The sequence below is a fragment of the Burkholderia plantarii genome, assembly GCF_001411805.1.
GTDB classification, from domain to species: Bacteria; Pseudomonadota; Gammaproteobacteria; order Burkholderiales; family Burkholderiaceae; genus Burkholderia; species Burkholderia plantarii.
In genome coordinates this window covers 2,509,429-2,531,097 of record NZ_CP007212.1, presented here as the reverse complement: position 1 = coordinate 2,531,097, position 21,669 = coordinate 2,509,429, and the positions used below count along the sequence as shown (strand labels likewise).

16 protein-coding genes are annotated in these 21,669 nt (G+C 68.7%); 9 read left to right on the top strand and 7 right to left on the bottom strand.

Annotation, left to right across the window (positions count from 1 at the left end; genetic code table 11):
• Nucleotides 1–143: 143 nt before the first annotated feature.
• A complete protein-coding gene (locus bpln_RS10730; protein WP_042625170.1) occupies nt 144–2,474 on the bottom strand; it encodes a Tex family protein in 2,331 nt (776 codons plus the stop codon).
• A gap of 141 nt (nt 2,475–2,615) precedes the next feature.
• Between bpln_RS10730 and bpln_RS10725 the strand changes: the two genes are divergently transcribed.
• From bpln_RS10725 to bpln_RS10715, 3 genes are all read left to right on the top strand, one after another.
• Entirely contained in the window at nt 2,616–3,350 is a 735-nt protein-coding gene (locus bpln_RS10725; RefSeq protein WP_055138809.1) for a hypothetical protein, read from the top strand.
• A gap of 122 nt (nt 3,351–3,472) precedes the next feature.
• Nucleotides 3,473–3,688, top strand: coding sequence for an HP1242/YdcH family protein (locus bpln_RS10720; protein ID WP_015875506.1), 216 nt, complete (start codon nt 3,473–3,475; stop codon nt 3,686–3,688).
• Between the two features lie 58 nt (nt 3,689–3,746).
• Nucleotides 3,747–6,017: a DNA repair helicase YoaA gene (locus bpln_RS10715; RefSeq protein WP_055138808.1), complete on the top strand. Its 2,271-nt coding sequence runs from the start codon at nt 3,747–3,749 to the stop codon at nt 6,015–6,017.
• A 132-nt stretch (nt 6,018–6,149) separates the two neighbouring features.
• Here bpln_RS10715 and bpln_RS10710 read toward each other — a convergent pair whose 3' ends face one another.
• Complete coding sequence (locus bpln_RS10710; RefSeq protein WP_042625167.1) at nt 6,150–6,977, bottom strand: outer membrane protein assembly factor BamD; 828 nt, start codon at nt 6,975–6,977, stop codon at nt 6,150–6,152.
• Between the two features lie 51 nt (nt 6,978–7,028).
• On the opposite strand from bpln_RS10710, the gene bpln_RS10705 reads away from it, so the two are divergent.
• The 6 genes from bpln_RS10705 to phaR all read left to right on the top strand — a co-directional run bounded on the left by bpln_RS10705 (nt 7,029) and on the right by phaR (nt 14,346).
• Complete coding sequence (locus bpln_RS10705) at nt 7,029–8,240, top strand: RluA family pseudouridine synthase (RefSeq protein WP_055138807.1); 1,212 nt, start codon at nt 7,029–7,031, stop codon at nt 8,238–8,240.
• Nucleotides 8,241–9,122, top strand: a complete 882-nt coding sequence (gene pgeF / locus bpln_RS10700) for a peptidoglycan editing factor PgeF (RefSeq protein ID WP_055138806.1) — start codon at nt 8,241–8,243, stop codon at nt 9,120–9,122.
• A 459-nt stretch (nt 9,123–9,581) separates the two neighbouring features.
• Nucleotides 9,582–11,495 (top strand): class I poly(R)-hydroxyalkanoic acid synthase, encoded by a 1,914-nt coding sequence (phaC, locus tag bpln_RS10695; protein WP_082465266.1) that lies wholly within the window; start codon nt 9,582–9,584, stop codon nt 11,493–11,495.
• A gap of 112 nt (nt 11,496–11,607) precedes the next feature.
• A complete protein-coding gene (locus bpln_RS10690; RefSeq protein WP_055138804.1) occupies nt 11,608–12,789 on the top strand; it encodes an acetyl-CoA C-acetyltransferase in 1,182 nt (393 codons plus the stop codon).
• 100 nt (nt 12,790–12,889) lie between these two features.
• The gene (locus bpln_RS10685) at nt 12,890–13,630 is read left to right on the top strand and encodes a 3-ketoacyl-ACP reductase (protein WP_042625162.1); all 741 of its coding nucleotides are present in this window, start codon (nt 12,890–12,892) and stop codon (nt 13,628–13,630) included.
• A 143-nt stretch (nt 13,631–13,773) separates the two neighbouring features.
• Complete coding sequence (phaR, locus tag bpln_RS10680) at nt 13,774–14,346, top strand: polyhydroxyalkanoate synthesis repressor PhaR (RefSeq protein ID WP_042625161.1); 573 nt, start codon at nt 13,774–13,776, stop codon at nt 14,344–14,346.
• 180 nt (nt 14,347–14,526) lie between these two features.
• Here the strand turns inward: phaR and bpln_RS10675 are convergent, their stop codons facing one another.
• From bpln_RS10675 to bpln_RS10655, 5 genes are all read right to left on the bottom strand, one after another.
• Complete coding sequence (locus bpln_RS10675) at nt 14,527–15,600, bottom strand: response regulator transcription factor (protein ID WP_042625160.1); 1,074 nt, start codon at nt 15,598–15,600, stop codon at nt 14,527–14,529.
• A gap of 391 nt (nt 15,601–15,991) precedes the next feature.
• Nucleotides 15,992–17,446, bottom strand: coding sequence for a hypothetical protein (locus tag bpln_RS10670; RefSeq protein ID WP_055138803.1), 1,455 nt, complete (start codon nt 17,444–17,446; stop codon nt 15,992–15,994).
• Nucleotides 17,447–17,701: 255 nt separating this feature from the next.
• A complete protein-coding gene (locus bpln_RS10665; RefSeq protein ID WP_055138802.1) occupies nt 17,702–18,772 on the bottom strand; it encodes an SDR family oxidoreductase in 1,071 nt (356 codons plus the stop codon).
• Between the two features lie 173 nt (nt 18,773–18,945).
• Nucleotides 18,946–19,371: a YegP family protein gene (locus tag bpln_RS10660; protein ID WP_055138801.1), complete on the bottom strand. Its 426-nt coding sequence runs from the start codon at nt 19,369–19,371 to the stop codon at nt 18,946–18,948.
• Between the two features lie 158 nt (nt 19,372–19,529).
• On the bottom strand, nt 19,530–21,356 hold the full coding sequence (locus bpln_RS10655) for a hypothetical protein (protein WP_080937192.1): 1,827 nt from the start codon (nt 21,354–21,356) through the stop codon (nt 19,530–19,532).
• Between the last annotated feature and the right edge of the window lie 313 nt (nt 21,357–21,669).

Here is a 21,669-nt window from a genome sequence, read left to right as displayed (position 1 = left end):
TCAGGAAAAGCCGCGCGTCGCGCGGCTTTTTTCATGGGCGGGCGCCGGCCGTTCGGCCATGCATCACGCGGCGAGCGGCACGAAAAAAGCCCGCATCGACGATCGATGCGGGCTCGGCACCCAGCCGCCGCGGCGTGCCGCCGTCAGCGCTTGAGCTTGGCGAACGCGGCGGCCATCGCGCCGGCCGGTTCCGGGTCGCGCGAACGTTGCGGCCGTCCGGCACCGCCGCGCGGCGCGCCGCGATCGGCGCCGGAGCCCGCGCCGCGGCCGGTGCCGGCGGCGCTCGCGTCATCGGCGAGGCGCATCGTCAGCGCGATCCGCTGGCGCTTGACGTCGACCTCGATCACCTTGACCTTGACGACCTGGCCGGCCTTCACGACCTCGTGCGGGTCCTTGATGAACTTCGTCGACAGCGCCGAGACGTGGACCAGCCCGTCCTGATGGACGCCGATGTCGACGAACGCGCCGAACGCGGCCACGTTCGTCACGACGCCTTCGAGCACCATCCCCGGCAGCAGGTCGGAGACCTTCTCGACGCCTTCGCGGAACGTCGCGGTCTTGAATTCGGGGCGCGGATCGCGGCCCGGCTTCTCGAGCTCGGCGAGGATGTCGCGCACGGTCGGCAGGCCGAAGCGGTCGTCGACGAATTCGGTCGGCGAGAGGCCCGACAGCGCGTCGCGGTTGCCGAGCACGTCGTCGATGCGCTTGCTGATCTTCGCGAGCATCCGCTCGACGACCGGATACGCTTCCGGGTGGACCGACGAGCGGTCGAGCGGATTCTCGCCGCCGTTGATGCGCAGGAAGCCGGCTGCCTGCTCGAAGGTCTTGTCGCCGAGGCGCGGCACGCGGCGCAGGTGCTCGCGCGACGGGAACGGGCCGTTCGCGTCGCGGTAGTCGACGATATTGCGCGCGAGCGTGGCGTTGAGGCCCGACACGCGCGCGAGCAGGGGCGCCGAGGCGGTGTTCGCGTCCACCCCGACCGCGTTCACGCAGTCCTCGACCACTGCGTCGAGCGAACGCGCGAGTTCGCGCTGGTTCACGTCGTGCTGGTACTGGCCGACGCCGATCGCCTTCGGCTCGATCTTGACGAGTTCGGCGAGCGGGTCCTGCAGGCGCCGCGCGATCGACACCGCACCGCGCAGCGAGACGTCGAGTTCGGGGAATTCCTTCGCGGCCAGTTCCGAGGCCGAATAGACCGACGCGCCGGCTTCCGACACGACGATCTTCTGCAGCTTCAACTCGGGGTGCTTGGCGATCAGTTCGCTCGCCAGCTTGTCGGTCTCGCGCGAGGCCGTGCCGTTGCCGATGCTGATCAGCTCGGCCTGCGTCTGCGCGGCGATGCGCGCGAGCCTGGCGAGCGAGCCGTCCCAGTCGCGGCGCGGTTCGTGCGGATAGATCGTGTCGGTGGCGAGCACCTTGCCGGTGCGATCGACCACCGCGACCTTCACGCCGGTGCGCAGGCCGGGGTCGAGACCGATCACGGCCTTCGGGCCGGCCGGCGCGGCCAGCAGCAGGTCCTTCAGGTTGCGCGCGAACACGCGGATCGCCTCGCTCTCGGCGTCCTCGCGCAGCTGCGTGAGCAGCTCGGTTTCCAGATGCGGCTGCACCTTCACGCGCCAGCACCAGCGGCAGACGTCGGACAGCCACTTGTCGGCCGGGCGGCCCTGGTTCGCGATGCCGAAATGGCGCGCGATCATCGCCTCGCCCGGGTGCGGAACCTGCGCGTCGAGTTCCTCGCCGAGGCCGAGCCTGACCGTCAGCACGCCGGCATTGCGGCCGCGGAACAGCGCGAGCGCGCGGTGCGACGGTACCGTCTTCAGCGTTTCCGAGTAGTCGTAGTAGTCGCGGAACTTCTCGCCTTCCTCGCTTTCCTTGCCCTCGATCACGGCCGAGGACACGACCCCCTGGGCGTGCAGATAGTCGCGCAGCTTGCCGAGCAGCTCGGCCGTCTCGCCGAACTGTTCGGAGAGGATGTCGCGCGCGCCGTCGAGCGCGGCCTTCAGGTCGGCCACGCCTTTCTCGGCGTCCACGTAGGCGGCGGCCTCGGTCAGCGGATCGAGCAGCGGGTTGGCGAGCAGCGCCTGCGCGAGCGGCTCGAGGCCGGCCTCGCGGGCGATCTGGGCACGCGTGCGGCGCTTCGGCTTGTACGGCAGGTACAGATCCTCGAGGACCTGCTTGCTGTCGGCGGCCTCGATGGCCGCGCGCAGTTCGTCGGTCAGCTTGCCCTGTTCCTCGATGCTGGCGAGGATCGTCGCGCGGCGGTCCTCGAGCTCGCGCAGATACAGCAGGCGCTCTTCGAGCTGGCGCAGTTGCGTGTCGTCCAGATTGCCCGTCACTTCCTTGCGGTAGCGGGCGATGAACGGAACGGTGGAGCCTTCGTCGAGAAGTTGCACGGCTGCCGCGACCTGGCGCGGCTGGACCGCGAGTTCGGTGGCGATGCGCTGAACGATCTTGAGTGCTACGGTTTCCGTCATGGGATGTGAGTGCGTCTACGGCCTTCTGGAACGCCCGTGGCCGGCGAACCGGGCCGGGCGGGTGAATGGAGCGGGGCATTTTGCCATAAATGCGCGGGGCCCCCGCCGCGACGGCCGCCACGCGGTGTTAGAATTCGCCCCATGTCCCGCTGCTTTCCTATGACGTTGCCAATCTCCCGTTCAACCGTTGCCGCGCTGGCCCTCGTGCTCGGCGCCGCGTCGTCCGTGGCCGCCGCGCAGGCGTCCGCGGCCGATTCGGCGGCCACCGCCGACGCCGCCGAATCGACGCAGGACCACGATTTTGATGCCCGCCAAAAAGTGCTCAATCAACGCACGGCGGAAAACAATTATCGTTATGCCGTGGCCGAACATGATTGCTACAGCCGGTTCTTCGTCAACGCCTGCCTGACCAAGGCGCGCGACGCGATGCGGGAGGAGCGTTCGGGCATCAGCCAGCAGCAGCTCGCGCTCGATGACGAGCAGCGCGCCGTGCGCGCCAAGCGCCGCGACGAGCAGATCGCGCTGAAGGCGGCCCGGCAGCAGGCCGAGGCGCCGCAGCGCGCGGCGACCGACGCCGCGAACGCGGCGGCCTATGAGGACAAGCAGCGCCAGAACGCGCTGAAGCAGGCGCAGCGCGGGGCGGAGGGGCCGCAGCACGCGGCGAACCAGCAGGCCTACGACCAGAAGCAGGCCGATTTCCAGCGCAAGCTCGACGACGCGCATGCGCAGGCGGCCGAGAAGGCGCAGGAGCGCGCGCAGAACGTCGCGCGCTATGAGGACAAGCAGCGCGAGGCCGCGCAGCACCAGGCCGACGTCGCCGAGCGCCAGCGCCAGGCGGCCCAGAAGGCCAAGGAAAAGCAGCAACAACAGCAGTAGGGCGTGCCGCGCACGTCGTCACGCCAGACGCGAGGGGGGATTTCGTTCCAACGCAATCCCGGCAAAGCGTGAACGGTAATGCAGGCCGTTGCGTCGCGCCGGTTCTTTTGAAGGAGGCGAGCATGCAAACCCGTCAAGCGGACCTGAGGCAGGACCTGCGCAACCGGCTGGTGTCGTTGCAGGAGCAGCACAGTCAGTTGGCCCGCGAGATCGAGCAGAAGGAAGGCCGATCCGATATCGACGACCTGGCGCTCCATCGGCTGAAGAAGGAAAAGCTGCTGGCCAAGGACAAAATCATCATGCTGCAGTCGCAGCTCGAACCGGATCAGCACGCCTGATCGTGGGCCTGGCAAGCGCCGGGGCCGGGTCGGGCACCGGACATAGGAACCGCTTGCCTTGAATTCTCCGTTAGAAGCCACCGCCGACGCGCGGCGCGACGAACCGTCCGCCGCGCCGTCGCGCACGTCGACGCCGAACGGCCTGGCGATGCCGAGCCGCGCGCGCGTGACCGAACTCGACGCGATCTTCGGTGAAGGTGGCCTGTTCTCGCGCGCGCTCGACGGCTACCGTCCGCGCGCCTCCCAGATCGACATGGCGCGCGCCGTCGCCGCCGCGATGGAGGCGTCCGCGCGCAAACTGCCCGAGCCCGAAATTTTCGACAATCGCAAGCGCCCGGCACGCAAGCTGCGGGGCGACGCCGCGACCGGCGAGGACGCGCGCGGCGCGGCCGCGGCCAGCGAGGCCGATGACGGCGCCGACAACACGCTGATCGTCGAGGCCGGCACCGGCACCGGCAAGACCTACGCCTATCTGGTGCCGGCCATGCTGTGGGGCGGCAAGGTGATCGTCTCGACCGGCACCAAGCACCTGCAGGACCAGCTGTTCCAGCGCGACGTGCCGACCGTGCGCGACGCGCTCGCGGTGCCCGTCACGGTCGCGATGCTGAAGGGCCGCGCCAACTACCTCTGCCACTACTACCTGCAGCGCACGGCCGACAACGGCCGCCTGCCGACGCGGCAGGACACCGCCTACCTGCAGGAGATCGTGCGCTTCGCGAAGATCACGCGCAGCGGCGACAAGGCCGAGCTGGCGAGCGTGCCGGAGACCTCGCCGGTCTGGTCGATGGTCACCTCGACGCGCGACAACTGCCTCGGCCAGGAGTGCCCGCACTACAAGGAATGCTTCGTGATGCAGGCCCGTCGCGAGGCGCAGCAGGCCGATGTGGTGGTGGTCAACCATCATCTGTTCTTCGCCGACATCATGCTGCGCGACACCGGCATGGCCGAACTGCTGCCGAGCGCCAACACCATCATCTTCGACGAGGCTCACCAGCTGCCTGAGACGGCCACGCTGTTCTTCGGCGAGACGCTCTCGACCACGCAGATCCTCGAACTCGCGCGCGACGCCGTGGTGGAAGGGCTCGCGCACGCGCGCGACGCGGTGGAATGGGTCAAGCTCGGCGGTGCGCTCGAACGCGCGGCACGCGACGTGCGGCTTGCGTTCGCGGACAGCGGCATCGTGCGGATGTCGCTCGCGCAGCTCGGCGACGATCATCCGCTGTTCGGCGCGCTCGACGACGTCGACGCGGCGCTCGACGCGCTCGCCACGGCGCTGGCCAGCCAGTCGGAGCGGGCCGAGTCGATCGGCGCCTGCCTGCGCCGCGCGCGCGAGCTGCAGGGCATCCTGGCCGGCTGGGTCGCGCCGGAGGCGGCCGCGGCGCAGGCGGCGAGAGAGGCGAACGCGGCGGCGAAGGCGCCCGAGGGCGAGTCCGGCGCGAAGCCGCAGGATGACCCGGGGGAGAAGGTGCGCTGGGTCGAGGTGTTCTCGCAGACCGTGCAACTGCACGAGACGCCGCTGTCGGTCGCGCCGATCTTCGCGAAGCAGCGCGCCGGCGTGCCGCGCGCGTGGATCTTCACGTCGGCGACGCTGTCGGTGCGCGGCGACTTCACGCATTACGCGGCGCAGATGGGCCTCAGCTCGCGCCGCTCGATGACGCTGCCGAGCCCGTTCGATTATCCCGAGCAGGGGCTGCTCTACGTGCCGCGCGACCTGCCGCAGCCGTCGTCGCCGGCCTTCACCGACGCGGTGTTCGACGCGGCGCTGCCGGCCATCGAGGCCTCGGGCGGCGGCGTGTTCATGCTCTGTACGACGCTGCGCGCGGTCGACCGGATCGCCGCGAAGCTGCGCGAGACGATCGAAGCGCGCGGCTGGAAGCTGCCGCTGCTGGTGCAGGGCGACGCGAGCCGCACCGAGCTGCTCGACCGCTTCCGCGCCTACGGCAATGCGATCCTGGTCGGCAGCCAGAGCTTCTGGGAAGGGGTGGATGTGCGCGGCGACGCGCTGTCGCTGGTCGTGATCGACAAGCTGCCGTTCGCGCCGCCCGACGATCCGGTGCTGGCCGCGCGGCTCGACGCGCTGACCAAGAAAGGCCTGAGCCCGTTCGCGGTCCACCAGCTGCCGCAGGCGGTGATCACGCTGAAGCAGGGCGCGGGCCGGCTGATCCGCGCCGAGACCGATCGCGGCGTACTGATGATCTGCGACACGCGGCTCGTCGACAAGCCATATGGGCGCCGCATCTGGCAGAGTCTGCCGCCGTTCAAGCGCACGCGAGAGATCGAGGTGGTGAGAGAGTTCTTCGAGGAGGGCGGGCGCGGCATCCGCGCCTGACGGCTCGACGGGGCGGTCACGGCGGTCGATCGCGTCACGCCCAGTAAAAAACCCGGCCGTGGCCGGGTTTTTTCATGCGCCCGAGAGATCGGGCAGCGCACGCGGCGGTGTCGCCGCGTGCCGTAGCGGACCTCAGAATTGCCACCACGCCCGCTTCTGCGCACCCGGACGGGCATGGCCCGTGATGTACGGGCTGTCCGGGAACGTGCCGGCCAGCACGCGCTTGGTGTCGTCGGCGAGCTGCGGCTCGTTCAGGCGCGTGTAAGACAGCATCATGATGTGCAGCGCGTCCTCGATCGCCGGCGCGTTCTTGTACTGCGTGATCGCGAGCTGCGCGCGGTTGATGGCGGCCACGTAGGCGCCGCGGCGGTAGTAGTAGTCGGCTGCGTGGACCTCGTGCGAGGCGAGCGCGTTGACGATGTAGCGCATCCGCGCGGCCGCGTCCGGCGCGTACTTGCTCTTCGGATAGCGGTCCACCACGATCTTGAACGCGTCATACGATTCGCGCAGCGCCTGCGGATCGCGCTCGCTCATGTCCTGGCCGGAGAAGCGACCGAACAGGCCGAGATCGTCGTTGAAGTGGATCATCCCCTTCAGGTAGTACGCATAGGCGATGTCGGGGTGATCCGGATGCAGCTGGATGAAGCGGTCGACGGCTTGATCGGCCGCCGTCAGTTCGTTGTCCTTCCAGTTGCAATACGCGACGTTGATCTGCGCCTGCTGGGCAAAATGGCCGAACGGGTCGCGGCCTTGCAGCGCTTCGAAATACTTCGCGCACTTGCCCCAATCGCGGCCGGTCAGGGCATCCTGAGCCTCTGAGTATAATTTGTTGTTCGACCAGGTCGCCGTTTCATCGGTTTTCTGCGGCAAGCCGTGGCAACCGGCGATCAGTGCGGCGGCTGCAGCCAGCGTAGCCCACGCGGCTAGCGGTTTTGCCACACGTTTGGTCGAATTCATCATGGTGAATAGGGCTCGCATGTCCTAGCTTTCAGTCTCGGTGACCCAGTCTAAATGACCCGTTCAAGTTCATCCCGTGCCCGGTCGGGCACGGCAAATAGCGCAGATTATAGCCCAAGCTCCACCCCGCCCGACGCTTCGGGGACCGATTCGCTCGACGACGACCTGTCCGGCGACGCGCTTGCCGCGCCGGCCTCCGACGCCGCCGCCGACGAGGCGCCGCGCGTCGTCGCCGTGCCGCCCGCGCTGGCCGGCGAGCGGCTCGACAAGGCGCTCGCGCAACTGTTTCCGGAATTCTCGCGCAGCCGGCTGCAAAGCTGGATCGAGGCGCAGCGCGTGCGCGTGGACGGCGAACCCGCCAGGATCCGCCAGCCCGTGCCGCTCGGCGCGACGATCGAGCTCGCGCCCGACCTGTTGCCCGAGCAGCTCGCGTTCACGCCCGAGCCGGTGCCGCTGTCGATCGTCTACGAGGACGACGCGCTGGTCGTGATCAACAAGCCGGCCGGCCTAGTCGTGCATCCGGCCGCCGGCAACTGGAGCGGCACGCTGCTCAACGGCCTGCTGCACCGTTACGGCGAGGCGGCCGCCGGCCTGCCGCGCGCCGGCATCGTGCATCGGCTCGACAAGGAAACCTCGGGGCTGATGGTGGTGGCGCGCACGCTCGCCGCGCAGACCGATCTGGTCCGGCAACTGCAGGCACGCACCGTGAAGCGCCGCTACTTCGCGCTGGTGTGGGGGCGCATGCCGGCCGACGGCACGATCGACGCGCCGATCGGCCGCGATCCGCGCGAGCGCACGCGCATGGCCGTCGTGACGGGCGCCTCCGGCAAGCCGGCGCGCACGCACTTTCGTACCGTCGATTCGGTGCTGTGGCAGAACCAGCCCGTCTCGGCGATCCAGTGCGATCTCGAGACCGGCCGCACGCATCAGATCCGCGTGCATTGCGCGCACATCGGCCATCCGCTGCTCGGCGACCCGGTCTACGGCCGGGCGCGCGGCAAGCGCTCGGTGGCCGCGCTGCCGGGCGAGTTCTCGCGCCAGGCGCTGCACGCATGGCGCCTCGGACTCGTGCATCCGGTCACGGGCCGCACCATGCAGTGGCGCTGCGCGGTGCCGGACGACATCGCCGCGCTCGCGGCCGCGCTCGGCTTCGGCGCCGAGGAGGCCGGCTTCGATGACGACGATGACGACGATGACGACTACGACGGCGAGATCTTCTACGATGAGATGCCGCATGACGACCCGGACGATCACGACGAGGACTGAATGGCGAACCCCCTGCTGCCCGAGCTGAGCTGGAACGATTGCCTGCGGCCCGACTGGCGCGTGGCGCCGCGCGTGCGCGCGCTGGTGTCGACGCGCAACGGCGGCGTGAGCGCCGCGCCCTACGGCCGCTGGTCGGCGGCCGGCGGCGACGCGCCGGGCGGCCTGAACCTCGGCCGTCACACCGGCGACGAGCCGGCCGCCGTCAAGGCTAACCGCGCGCGCCTGCTCGCGTTGACGGGCCAGCCGCGCGCGGCCTGGCTCGAACAGGTCCACGGCACCGAAGTCGTGCGCGCCGACGCGGTGCTGGCCCGGGCGGCCGAATGGTCCGCCGACCCGACTGCCGATCCGGTTGCCGACGCGGCCGTGGTGCGCGCCGACGCGAGCGTGACCGACGTGCCCGGTGCGGTCTGCGTGGTGATGGTGGCCGACTGCATGCCGGTGCTGTTCTGCGATCCGGACGGCCGTGCGGTCGGGGCCGCGCACGCGGGCTGGCGCGGGCTCGTGGCCGGCATCGTCGAGGAGGCGGCACGGCAGGTGGCGGCGCTGGCCGGCATCGAGGCGAGCCGGCTGCGGGTGTACCTGGGGCCGGCGATCGGGCCGGCCGCGTTCGAGGTCGGCGCCGACGTGGAAGCCGCGTTCGCCGAGGCCGCCACGCCCGCCGAGCGCGAGGCGAGCACACGCGCGTTCGTCGCCATCGACGCCGCGCCCGGCAAATACCACGCCGATCTCTACGCGCTCGCGCGGCTGCGCGCGGCGCGGCTCGGCATCACGGAGGTGGCGGGCGGCGGCGCCTGCACGGTCACCGAGCGCGAGCGTTATTACTCGTACCGCCGCGATCGCGTGACGGGCCGGATGGCCGCGATGATATGGATCGACGCGTGAGGTGAATTGCGCGGCGCACCGGCGCCGTTTCGGATTGCTGGATGTCGGCGCGGTTCGTTGCAGGGCATGACCCGAATCGAGGCGCGCCGCAGCGAATCGTGCATGGCGAGGCGGGTATTTCTTGCCTGTCCAGGCAGAAATGCGAGGGTAAGTTTGCTGCGGCGCGTGACATCATTTCTGCTACGGAACCTGACGGGTCCGAACTTGCTCCAATTGGTTCGAGCGTCGTGTCCCGCCAAGGGTGACGGCACAAGTAGCGGCCGATTGCCGCATGGTCGTGGACCCGAGCGTTTTCGCCTGCCGCTTCACATGGGGAAAACGATAATGATAAAACTACTGCACTGCGGCAGAATCTGGAAGCAGTCCTCTAGCGCGTGATGCGAAGCGTGTCGCGCGGTCTCGACGGATGTTGACGCAGGATGTCCAGATGCTCCGCCAGGAATCACCGGTAACGCAGGTATGACAGCACCGAAAAATTCGTCGACTTCCTCACAAGCGGACTTCACCCCGGGGCGCCAGGCGGCCGATGCGTCCCAGCCGATGCAGCAGATGTTCGGCGCGTGGCTCGATGCCTGGAGCCGCTTCGCCGAGCCGCTGCGCGCGGCCGCGCAGCAGGCGCGGCCCGGTCCGGACGCATCCGCGGCGTTTCCCTTCCCCTTCACGATGCCGACGCTGCCCGAGTGGCCGGCCGCGGCCGGCGCGGGCATGCCGTTCGCGGGCCTGTTCGGCCAGGGCGGCGCGGCGCCGCTCTCCGGCATGGCGCTGCCGGTCGCGTCGGTGCCGCCGGCCAGGCTCCAGCAGCTGCAGGCCGACTACGCGCGCGAGAGCGCGGAGCTGTTCCGGCAGGCCACCTCGGCGCAGCTTGTCGCCCCCGAACTGAAGGACCGCCGGTTCAGCGCCGATGCCTGGAAGGCCTCGCCCGCGCATGCGTTCACGGCGGCCTGGTACCTGCTCAACGCGCGCTATTTGCATGCGCTCGCCGACGCGGTCGAGACCGACCCGAAAACGCGCGAGCGGATTCGTTTCGCGGTGCAGCAATGGACCGCCGCGACCGCGCCGAGCAACTTCCTCGCACTCAACCCGGAAGCGCAGAAGAACCTGCTCGAGACGCAGGGCGAGAGCCTTCGGCAGGGCATCAGCAACCTGTTCGCCGACCTGCAGCGCGGCAAGATCTCGCAAACCGACGAATCGCAGTTCGTGGTCGGCAGGAATCTCGCGAGCACCAAGGGCGCGGTGGTGTTCGAGAACGCGCTGATCCAGCTGATCCAGTACCAGGCCGTCACGCCGAGCGTCTACGAGCGGCCGCTGCTGATCGTGCCGCCCTGCATCAACAAGTTCTACATCCTCGATCTGCAGCCCGAGAGTTCGCTCGTCGCGCACGCGCTCGCGAGCGGCCACCAGGTGTACCTGGTGTCGTGGCGCAACGCAAACGCGTCGATCGCCGGCGCGACCTGGGACGACTACATGAACGACGGCGTGCTGGCCGCGCTCGACGTCGTGCAGCAGATCAGCGCGCGCGAGCAGGTCAACGCGCTCGGCTTCTGCGTCGGCGGCACCATGCTCGCCACCGCGCTCGCGGTGCTGGCCGCGCGCGGGCAGCACCCGGTTGCCTCGATGACGCTGCTCACCGCGATGCTCGACTTCAGCGACACCGGCGTGCTCGACGTGTTCGTCGACGAGGCGCACGTGCAGATGCGCGAGCAGACCATCGGCGGCAAGAACGGCGGCACGCCGGGGCTCATGCACGGCATCGAGTTCGCGAACACGTTCTCGTTCCTGCGGCCGAACGATCTGTTCTGGAACTACGTGGTCGACAACTACCTGAAGGGCCGCACGCCGGCGCCGTTCGACCTGCTGTACTGGAACAGCGATTCGACCAACCTGCCGGGGCCGATGTACGCGTGGTACCTGCGCCATACCTATCTCGAGAACCGGCTGCGCGAGCCCGATGCGCTGACGGTCTGCGGCGAACCGGTGGACCTCACGCGGATCGACGTGCCGACCTTCATCTACGGCTCGCGCGATGATCACATCGTGCCGTGGCAGACCGCCTACGCCTCCACTTCGCTGCTGACCGGGCCGTTGCGCTTCGTGCTCGGCGCCTCGGGCCACATCGCCGGCGTGATCAACCCGCCCGCGAAGAACAAGCGCAGCTACTGGACGTTCGACGCGCCCGACGCGAAGGAATTGCCCGAGCACGCGCAGGACTGGTTCGAGGCGGCCACCGAGCATCCGGGCAGCTGGTGGCCCGAATGGATCGACTGGCTCGACCAGTACGGCGGCCGCAAGACGAAGCCGCGCGCCACGCTCGGTTCGGCGCAGTTTCCGGTGATCGAGCCGGCGCCGGGCCGCTACGTGCTGGAACGCAATTGAAGCGGCGCGAAGAACATTGACGGATCGTGGCAGGCGGCGCACGCTCGCCGGCTGCCCTCGGGATTTTTTCAACTTGAGCGGGTCGCGCTAGGCCGGCCTGGAGGACAAGGACATGACTGACGTAGTGATCGTATCGGCCGCGCGTACCGCGGTCGGCAAGTTCGGTGGTTCGCTGGCGAAAATCGCGGCGCCCGAGCTCGGCGCGACCGTGATCCGCGCTGTGCTCGAGCGCGGCGGCGTGGCGCCGGACCAGATCAACGAAGTGATCCTGGGGCAGGTGCTGACGGCCGGCTCGGGCCAGAACCCGGCGCGCCAGTCGGTGATCAAGGCGGGGCTGCCGACGGCCGTGCCCGGCATGACCATCAACAAGGTCTGCGGCTCGGGCCTGAAGGCCGTGATGCTGGCCGCCAACGCGATCATCGCCGGCGACGCCGAGATCGTGATCGCGGGCGGCCAGGAAAACATGAGCGCGGCGCCGCACGTGCTGCCGGGCTCGCGCGACGGCTTCCGGATGGGCGACGCGAAGCTGGTCGACACGATGATCGTGGACGGCCTGTGGGACGTCTACAACCAGTACCACATGGGCATCACGGCCGAGAACGTCGCGAAGGAATATGGCATCACGCGCGAGGCGCAGGACGCGTTCGCCGCGCAGTCGCAGAACAAGGCCGAGGCCGCCCAGAAGTCGGGCCGTTTCGACGACGAGATCGTGCCGATCGAGATCCCGCAGCGCAAGGGCGAGCCGCTGCGCTTCGCCGCCGACGAGTTCGTGCGCCACGGCGTGACGGCCGAGTCGCTGGCGGGCCTGAAGCCGGCCTTCACGAAGGAAGGCACGGTGACGGCCGCCAACGCGTCGGGCCTCAACGACGGCGCGGCCGCGGTGCTGGTGATGTCGGCGAAGAAGGCCGAGGCGCTCGGCCTCACGCCGCTCGCGCGCATCAAGGCCTATGCGAACGCCGGCGTCGATCCGAAGGTGATGGGCATGGGCCCGGTGCCGGCCTCGCGCCGCTGTCTGGAACGTGCGGGCTGGTCGGTCGGCGATCTCGACCTGATGGAGATCAACGAGGCATTCGCGGCGCAGGCACTGGCCGTGCATCAACAGATGGGCTGGGACACCTCGAAGGTGAACGTCAACGGCGGCGCGATCGCGATTGGCCATCCGATCGGCGCGTCCGGCTGCCGGATCCTCGTCACGCTGCTGCACGAGATGCAGAAGCGCGATGCCAAGCGTGGCCTCGCGTCGCTCTGCATCGGCGGCGGGATGGGTGTCGCGCTGGCGGTCGAGCGCCCCTGATACGCCGCGCGGCGCGGTGGGAGCGCGCCGTGCAACGAGGCGAAACGAGACGAACGAAGCGCCGTCCGGCGCTTCGACAACGATAAATGGAGTGTTCTGTATGACTCAGCGAATTGCTTACGTAACCGGCGGCATGGGCGGCATCGGCACGAGCATCTGCCAGCGCCTGCACAAGGCGGGCTTCAAGGTGGTGGCCGGCTGCGGGCCGAATTCGCCGCGCCGCGCGAAGTGGCTCGAGGATCAGAAGGCGCTGGGTTTCGATTTCTATGCCTCCGAGGGCAACGTCGGCGACTGGGAGTCGACCAAGCAGGCATTCGACAAGGTCAAGGCCGAGGTCGGCGAGATCGAGGTGCTCGTCAACAACGCCGGCATCACGCGCGACGTGGTGTTCCGCAAGATGACGCTGGAAGACTGGCAGGCCGTGATCGACACGAACCTGACGAGCCTGTTCAACGTCACCAAGCAGGTGATCGACGGCATGGTCGAGCGCGGCTGGGGCCGTATCATCAACATCTCGTCGGTGAACGGCCAGAAGGGGCAGTTCGGCCAGACCAACTACTCGACCGCGAAGGCCGGCCTGCACGGCTTCACGATGTCGCTGGCGCAGGAAGTGGCCACCAAGGGCGTGACCGTCAACACCATCTCGCCGGGCTACATCGGCACCGACATGGTCAAAGCGATCCGCCCCGACGTGCTCGAGAAGATCGTCGCGACGATTCCGGTGCGCCGCCTCGGCTCGCCGGACGAGATCGCCTCGATCGTGTCGTGGCTCGCCTCGGAAGAATCGGGCTTCGCGACGGGCGCCGACTTCTCGCTGAACGGCGGCCTGCACATGGGCTGAGGGGCCGGGCCCGCGCGCGCGGCCAGCCGTGTGGGGCGGCCGCGCGAACGGGCCCGACGATTCCGAATGCGCTCCGCCCGGCCGCGCGCCGTCGCGCCGGCAAGCGCCGTCATCGCGCCGTAGCGGCGCTCACAAGGTGTTATATGACTACTACAAAGAAGACTGCCGAACGACTCATCAAGAAATATCCGAATCGCCGGCTGTACGACACCGAAACGAGCACGTACATCACGCTCACCGACGTCAAGCAGCTCGTGCTCGAGCAGGAGGATTTCAAGGTCGTCGACGCCAAGAGCAGCGAGGACCTCACGCGCAGCATCCTGCTGCAGATCATTCTCGAGGAGGAGAGCGGCGGCGTGCCGATGTTCTCGTCCTCGATGCTCTCGCAGATCATCCGCTTCTACGGCCATGCGATGCAGGGCATGATGGGCACCTACCTGGAGAAGAACATCCAGGCGTTCATCGACATCCAGAACAAGCTCACCGATCAGTCGAAGAATCTCTACGACACCAACACCGCGATGAACCCCGAGGTCTGGTCGCAGTTCATGAACATGCAGGCGCCGATGATGCAGGGCATGATGACGAGCTACATCGAGCAGTCGAAGAACATGTTCGTGCAGATGCAGGAGCAGATGCAGAGCCAGGCGAAATCGATGTTCAGCACGTTCCCGTTCAAGCAGCCGACGCCGTCCGACGATCCGGACAAGAAGTAAGGCGCGACTCGACGGCCGTGAACGGCATGACGCGGCCGCTCCGGACGGGGCGGCCGCGTCGTCGTTTCGGAGCCGGGTTGGCGGGCGCGGCGCGGTGGGCGATACCGAGCAACGGGTGCGCGCGATCCGGATCCAGATCCGGACCCGGGACCAGGCCCGGATCCGAGGCCGGAGTCAAGCTCAGGCGAGATCCTCGCTGTAGTCGGCGAGCGCTTCGATCTCGTGATGCCGGCGGGGGCCGCCTTGGCGCTTCAGCGCGCGCAGCTCGAGCGTGGCCTCGCAGAACGCGTCGCGCAGCCGGCGGATCTGCTCCTCGAAATCCTGTCGTTCCTTCAGCAGGTTCGCGACGTAGCGATCGACGGGCCGTGCGCCGTCGTGAAGCGTCGCGGCGCCCGTCTCGTCGGGCGGCATGGCCGGCGGCGCGAGCGTGCCGCGGGCGGCGGGCGCGCCGGGCGTGTCGAAGCGCGGCGTCGCGGCGATCAGCTCGATCGGCGTCGCGTTCGTTTCGACCACCGGCGGCACGACCGCGGGATCGATGTCGGCGATGCGGGCGGCGGTGGCGGGCGTCTCGGCCGGCCGGTCGATCAGGCAGCGATAGCCGTAGCCGTAGAGTGACAGGATTTCGCAGCCGTGCGAGCCGTCGAGCCGCAGCTTCTTGCGAATCCGGCTGACGTGGGTGGCCACCGTGCGCGTATCGATATCGCTCTGCAATTTCCAGATCCGGCCGAGCAGCGTTTCATGAGAAATCAGCTGATCGGGATGCCGGAAAAAATACGCGGCCAGTTCGAATTCCTTACGGGTCAGATTGACGGGCTCGCCATTCAAAATGATTTTCGTGCTTTTGGTATCGATCGAATAATCGCCGATCTCGATGACGTCGCCGGGCTCCGGCGCATGCCGCAGCGTGACCGTATTGATGCGCGACTGGATTTCGGCTTCACGGATCGGCCTGACCAGATAATCGTCGGCGCCGGCCTTCAGCGCGTCGGCGGCCAGGTGCCATGCGTCGCGCGCCGTCATGGCGATGACCGGCACGTGCCATTCGAAATGGTGGCGCGCCCAGGCGATCAGGTCGATGCCGGACAGGTCGGGCAGGGCGACGTCGACCATCAGCAGATCGAAGCCGTTGCGCCGCAGCGCGCTGAAAAAGGCATTGCCGGACTTGAAGAATGCTGGCTGATGTCCGCCGCTCCTCAACCACAGTTCGAGCTGCTTCGTTTGATTCGCCGGACCGCCGAGAATGGCGATTTTCATCGGTTCTCGCCTCGTGGTGGATGCTGACTCGGTGACAGATGCTTGCTGTTTTACGCAGTATCCCGTCTCGGTAATTCGGCTCCCATCGTAATTTGTAACAAAAATATACGTCGTGTTTCATCCATCGAGCCCTGAAAGGATTCGCGAAAAACTCCGGGATAACGCCAATACCGACACGCCGAGCCCGATCACGAGCGGGGCTCGCGCGAGGCGGCCGCAGGCGGGTACGCGCGTTGCGGCCACGGCGCGGGAGCGCGGCGCGCGCGGAAATGGATTGGTGCCTCTGTAACGAATCGTTGCAGTCTCGCGGCGCCGACGGCGAAGGCGTGCGGCGCGGGCGAGACAGGTGGGCGGGGTGGCGGATCGAGACCGACGCGCCGGCCGTCCGGCATCAGTCGTCCATCGTGGCGCGGCCGTCGTTCAGATGCACGCGCGCCTCGTTGTCGCGAACCAGTTCGCCGAGCAGGCTCGAACGCGCCTGCGGCGTGGCCTGACTGAGCCGCGAGGCGGTGGCCTGGACGTCGTCGAGCGCGACCCAGCCGACGATCGCCGAATCGGCAATGTGGGTCGCGTTGACTTCGGCGCCGGTCGGATCGTCGTGGCCGTCGGGGTCCTGCCCGGCCGGCAGGTGGCCGGCTTCGACGAGGGTTCGGGTGAGGTCGTAGGCCTGGTCGGACGCGTCGAGGCTGCGCGTGTCGATCACGTAGACGTAGGCGCGATCGGCGCCAGCCGACGCACCGGCCGATGCGGCCGCGCGCGCCAGCGCGCCCGACGCGACCTTCGAGGTCGAGATGCCGGCGTCGCCCGTCGCGCCTTTCGGGTCCGCGAGGCCCTGCGCTTCGAGCAGGTTCGCGTCGACGTCGAGCGGCTTGCCGCTGAAGAGGCCGCCCGCCGCGCGGATTTCGCGCGGCGTGTGGGTGGCGCCGTGATAGACGAGGCCGTGATAGCCGTACAGCATCTCGTGGTTCGGCGACACGGTGGAATGGCCCAGCTCGACGGAGATGCCGGCACGGCCCGTTTCCATGATGAAGCGCTTCAGGTCGTCGACGCTGCGGATCTCGCCGGGTTCGCGCAGCGCGTCGCCGCCGGCCGCGTCGGCGCCGATGCGCGAGCCGGGCGGCGCGGTCGGCCGCGCGCTGGTCTCGCCGAGCCGGTGCGCGGCCGCGTTGGGCAGCAGCGCATCCGCGCCGGCCGGCATGTGGACCGTGCCCGAGGCGCCGAGCAGGTCCTTCGAGAACGCGTTGAATTCGAACTCGGACGGCTGCCATTCCGAGGCGCGATCCTCGTCGTCGTCGGAGGGGATGTCGTTCGGATCATGGCGCCTGCGCCGCGTGCGCAGCGGCATGCGCATGGTGACGGCGGCGAGCGGCGCGAGCAGGCGCGCGTTCGACGAGCCGTGCGCATGGCGGCCTTCCGCGTGGACCGACTCGCCGTCGCCGTCGGCCTGGGCCGGATCGCCGTAGCCGGACGCATCGGCGAGACGGGACGCGGCGCCGGGCCTGGCGGTTGGCGTCGCGGCGAGCCTGCCGGCGGTCGAGGGGCGCGTCTGAAGGGCTGCCTGTGCCGACGCCTGGGTAGCGGACTGAATTGCCGGCCCGGCGCCGGGGCCGCCAGCCCGGTCGGGCAGGGCGGCGGTCGCGCCGCCCCGATGCTTCGCGGTCAGCGACGCGTGGCCGCCGTGCCGCGTCAGATGCGCCAGCGTCGTGAGCGGGCCACCGGCGTGCCGGATCGAGGTCGGCGCCACCGCGGCGTTGCGCGGAGGCTCCGTCGTGGAAGGCGTCGTGCCGGTCGACTCACGCGTGACCGTCGACGGCGGGGGCGTCGGCAGGCGGTTCACGGGCGGCATCCGGACTCCTTCTGAAAGCGTCGGGTCTCTCGAGCGCGCCGGCATGCAAGGGCCGGCGGCGGTTCCGGCTAGAGTGAATCACGCCCGGCGCCATGTCATGTCGATGACAGGAAGCGATGTCGCGCCATGCGAAGCGCGGCGCGGCGAGGAACCGGTCCCTCAGGGAAGACCGGGGCGGCGTGCGTGTGTGCGTGGGCGGCGGCGCCGTGCCTTGCCGCGCGGCGCGCCGCCGGCCTTCGCCCGCGCGGGCGCGGCTCAGGCCGGGATGACCCGCTCCGCCTTCAGGCGATCGAACAGCGCGTGGAACGCGTCGACGGTGCTCTGGTAATCGAGGAAGCCGGCCTTGCGGCTCTTGCTCATGTCGGTCAGCACTTCCATCGGGCGCCCGAGATCGGCGTCGGTATGCCACCACGAGACGAGCCGCTCGACGTCGGGCTCGACCAGCCCGGCGCGCGCGGCGATCTCGCGCCATTGCGCGCCGGCCTGCTGCATCCGACCTTCCAGCGGGCGCGTCTGGCCGTCGAACGGCGCGGCCTCGATGCCGAAATAGTCGGCGATGCGCTGCCACATCCACTTCCAGCGGAACACGTCGCCGTTGACGACGTTGAACGCCTCGTCGCGCGCGCCCGGCGCGGTCGCAGCCCATTCGAGATGCCGGGCCAGCAGGCGCGCGTCGGTCATGTCGGTCAGGCTGTCCCACTGCGCGGGCGAGCCGGGGAACACGAACGGCGCGCCGCTCGCCTTGCAGAGCGTCGCGTAGACGGCGAGCGTCACGCCCATGTTCATGGCGTTGCCGAGCGCGAAGCCGATGATCGTGTGCGGACGATGCACGCTCCAGCCGAAGCCGTGGCGCCGAGCCGCCTCGAACAGGCGGTCCTCCTGCTCGTAGTAGAAGTTGTCGACCGGCTGGCGGCCCTGCTCCTCGCGAAATGGCGTGAGCGGCACGGCGCCCCGCGCGTAGGCCTCGAACGGCCCGAGATAGTGCTTCAGGCCGGTGACGAGCGCCGCGTGCTCGAGCTTGCCGCCCGGGCCGAGCGCATCGAGCACGTTGCGCACCATCGCGCCGTTGACGCGGATGTTCTCGGCCTCGGTCGACTGGCGCGCCCAGGCGGTGAAGAACACGTGGCTGAACGCGCGGTCGCGCAGGGCGCCGGCCACGGCGTCAGGCGAGGTCAGGTCGGCTGTCAGCGCCTCGACGCGCGCCGGCATGGGCGTGCGGCCGCGCGACAGGCCGGTGACCTGCCAGTCGCCGAGCCCGACGAGATGGTCCGCAAGATTGCGACCGACGATGCCGGTCGCGCCGATGATCAATGCTCGTTTGGTCATGGAGTCGAATGCCTGGAAAAGGGAGCGTGACGTGCTGCGCCGGCCGCGGCGCGGCGCAGCACGCAGTGAGCCGATTGTAGCAACGGCTTGCCGCGCATGCCGGCCGGGCGGGCGTGGGCGCGGGACGGGCCGGTGACGACGCGGTGGCGCAGCGAGGGTGCCGCGCCGCGCGATCAGGCCGGGTCGTCGGGAAGATTGCAGATCGCGCGCAGCGCCTCGACGGCCTCCCGCACGCAGTCGACGCAGCCGGCGGCGGCATCGCTCGCGGCGACCCAGGTCCAGTTGCAGCCGTCGTGGTCCGGCGCCTGCGGCCGGGCCGGAGCAATTTCGACGCCCACGCAGTCGGGGCAGCCGTCCGCGGCGAGGCGGATCAGGTCGTCGAGCGTCGCTTTCGGCAGGACCTTGCGGCCGTGCCGGTCCGAGGGGCTCGTGTCGAACAGATGCAGGTTGAGCTCGGCTTCCTCGCGAGTCGGAAAGCCGACCGGCGAATAGGTGGCGCGAGTGCCGCGCGGGCCGTCCATGGCGCCTTCGGCCGCTTGCAGTTCCCAATACCAGCGGCCGTTCTCTTCCTCGAATATCTCGTATCGCGGTGTATCCATGGCGTACCTCGATTCGGTGTCGAGGCATCCTAGCATGGGGACCGGCGCCGCCGCGGGAAGGGGCGGCCGGGCGCCGGACGATCGCGATGCGGCGATCGTCGCGGCCCGGCGCGCCCCCGTGCCGGGGCGTTACGTCGTTCGCGCCCGGCGTGCCGCCATCACGGATAGCTGACGAGGTTCACCGGAATCGTCGACGTGCCGGCCGCCTGCGCGCCCGTGTTGTTGACGATATGGGTGATGGTGCCCACGCCGCCGAGCGACACGGTGAGCGTGTCGTGCAGCGTCACGCCGGCCGTCTGCGGCACCTCGAAGCCGTGCAGCGCGTTGACCGACGGGTTGACGTTGAAGAAGCAGTAGCTGCCCATGCCCCAGGTCTGATGGCTCGTCACGCCGTCGGCGACCTTGTAGGCCGCGTAGCCGTTGCCGGCCGGGCTGATCCACGACGCCTGGTTCGGCACGTCATACGGCAGTTCGTTCTGGAAGAAGATCGTCTTGCCGTTCTGGCCGTTCCACAGCACGTTGTACTTCTGATAGTGCTCGACGAACAGGCCGGTGGCGAGCACGTTCGCGCCGTTGACGACGAGGCCGGTGTCGGCCGTGTTGACGGTCCAGCCGGTGGGCGCCGAGCCGTGATCGGCGCGCCATGCCCAGATGTGGTCGATCAGCGTGTCGTTGGCGTTCACCACCAGGCTGTTGGTGGCCTTGCCGGCCTGCGCGCCGCCGATGCGGAAGTACACGTCCTGCACGCTGATCGGGTCGCTCGCGTGGCTGGCCGACGAGCCGGCCGTGCCCACCGTCAGCAGCGCGCCGCTGTTGACCGTGCCGGCGTCGAACAGCAGGCCGGAGATCTTCACGCCGTTGACGTCGGCCACCGTCATCGCGTTGGTGCCGTTGTCGGGCGTCAGCGTCGGGAAGCCGATGCCGAGTACGACCGTATCGGCGCGCGTGATCGCGATGGCCTGGCTCAGGTGGTAGGTGCCGGGCGTGAAGAACAGGTTCAGGCCCTGCTGCAGCGCGGCGTTCAGCGTGGCCGCCGTGTCGGTCGGCTGCGCGACGTAGAACTGGCTCATCGGGATCGAGGTGCCCGGCGTCGAGCCCGAACCCCAGGTGATCGCGCTGGAGTTGGTGCGCAGCGACGGCACGAACACGTTGTAGTTGCCCGCGCTGTCGATGTAGAGATACGGCTTTTCACGCGAGAACGGCGTGGTGGCGAGCGTGGTGTAGGGCGGCGCGGCGTTCCAGGTGGCCGGGAACGATTGCGCCGGCGCGCCGCTCACGCCCGAGAACACCATGTTCCAGACGCCGTTGGTCCAGCCGCCGATCGTGCTGTCGCGCGTGTACCACTGCTGCTGCGAGCCCGACGACACGGTGCCGTCGATCTTGCTGTCGGCGATGAAGCCGCCGCTCGAGTAGCCCTGGCCGTCGCCCTGGTTCGACGGGCCGAGCGTCAGGTTGCCCCGGATATGGACGCGGCGCATCGGCGCTGCCTGCGAGACCGCCCAGCGATCGGTGCCGCCGTTCGGCGTGACCGCGAGGTTTTCCACCGAGCGCCAGAAGTTCTGCGTGGCGTTCGACTGGTCGCCGTAGTTCCAGCCGCTGTCCACGTTGATGCTGCCGGTGATGCCGGTGTCGTCCGGATTGCGCCCGAGGCCGGCGATCGACGTGTAGAAGCCGACGTTCGCGTTGATGTTGCTGTAGCTGCCAGGCTTGAACAGGAACGCGTAGCGCTGCGAGCCGAATTGCGCGGTGGGGCTGAGCAGTTGCGAATTGAAGGCGTTGTCGAGCTGCGACTGGATCGACGCGCTCGACATGCTCGGGTCGAACACCACGACGTTCGGGCCGAAGTACGGCGTGTTCGAGGTGGCGATTCGAGTGGCGGCGTTTTGCTTGAGGACGGCGCCGTCGCCGTATGCGCTCAGCGCGGCCGTCATCGCGGCGAACGCGATGGCGGCGAGTGTCAGGCGGCGGTCGGGAAGCATTGACATATGAACTCCTCGGTGTTTAAAAACGCGGATATTCCGGCGCTTTTTTCACGTCAATATTCCGGGCTTTCAGCATGCCCGGACCGGGTGCGAGTCATAGCAAGGAAAGCAGCGAATCTCGTATTTTTATTGTGTGATCAGCGGCGTATTGAGCCGCCTTTGCCGCGCGCCGATATTCACCGGGTTCGTTCCGGCCCGGCGGGCGCGCGGTGTGGGCAGCGTAGCATGCCTCTTTAAAAGATATGAGGATTATTTTTTATCGGGATTTTGATGAATCAATTGCCCATTCTGATATGTCGGTAATTACCGGGATTGT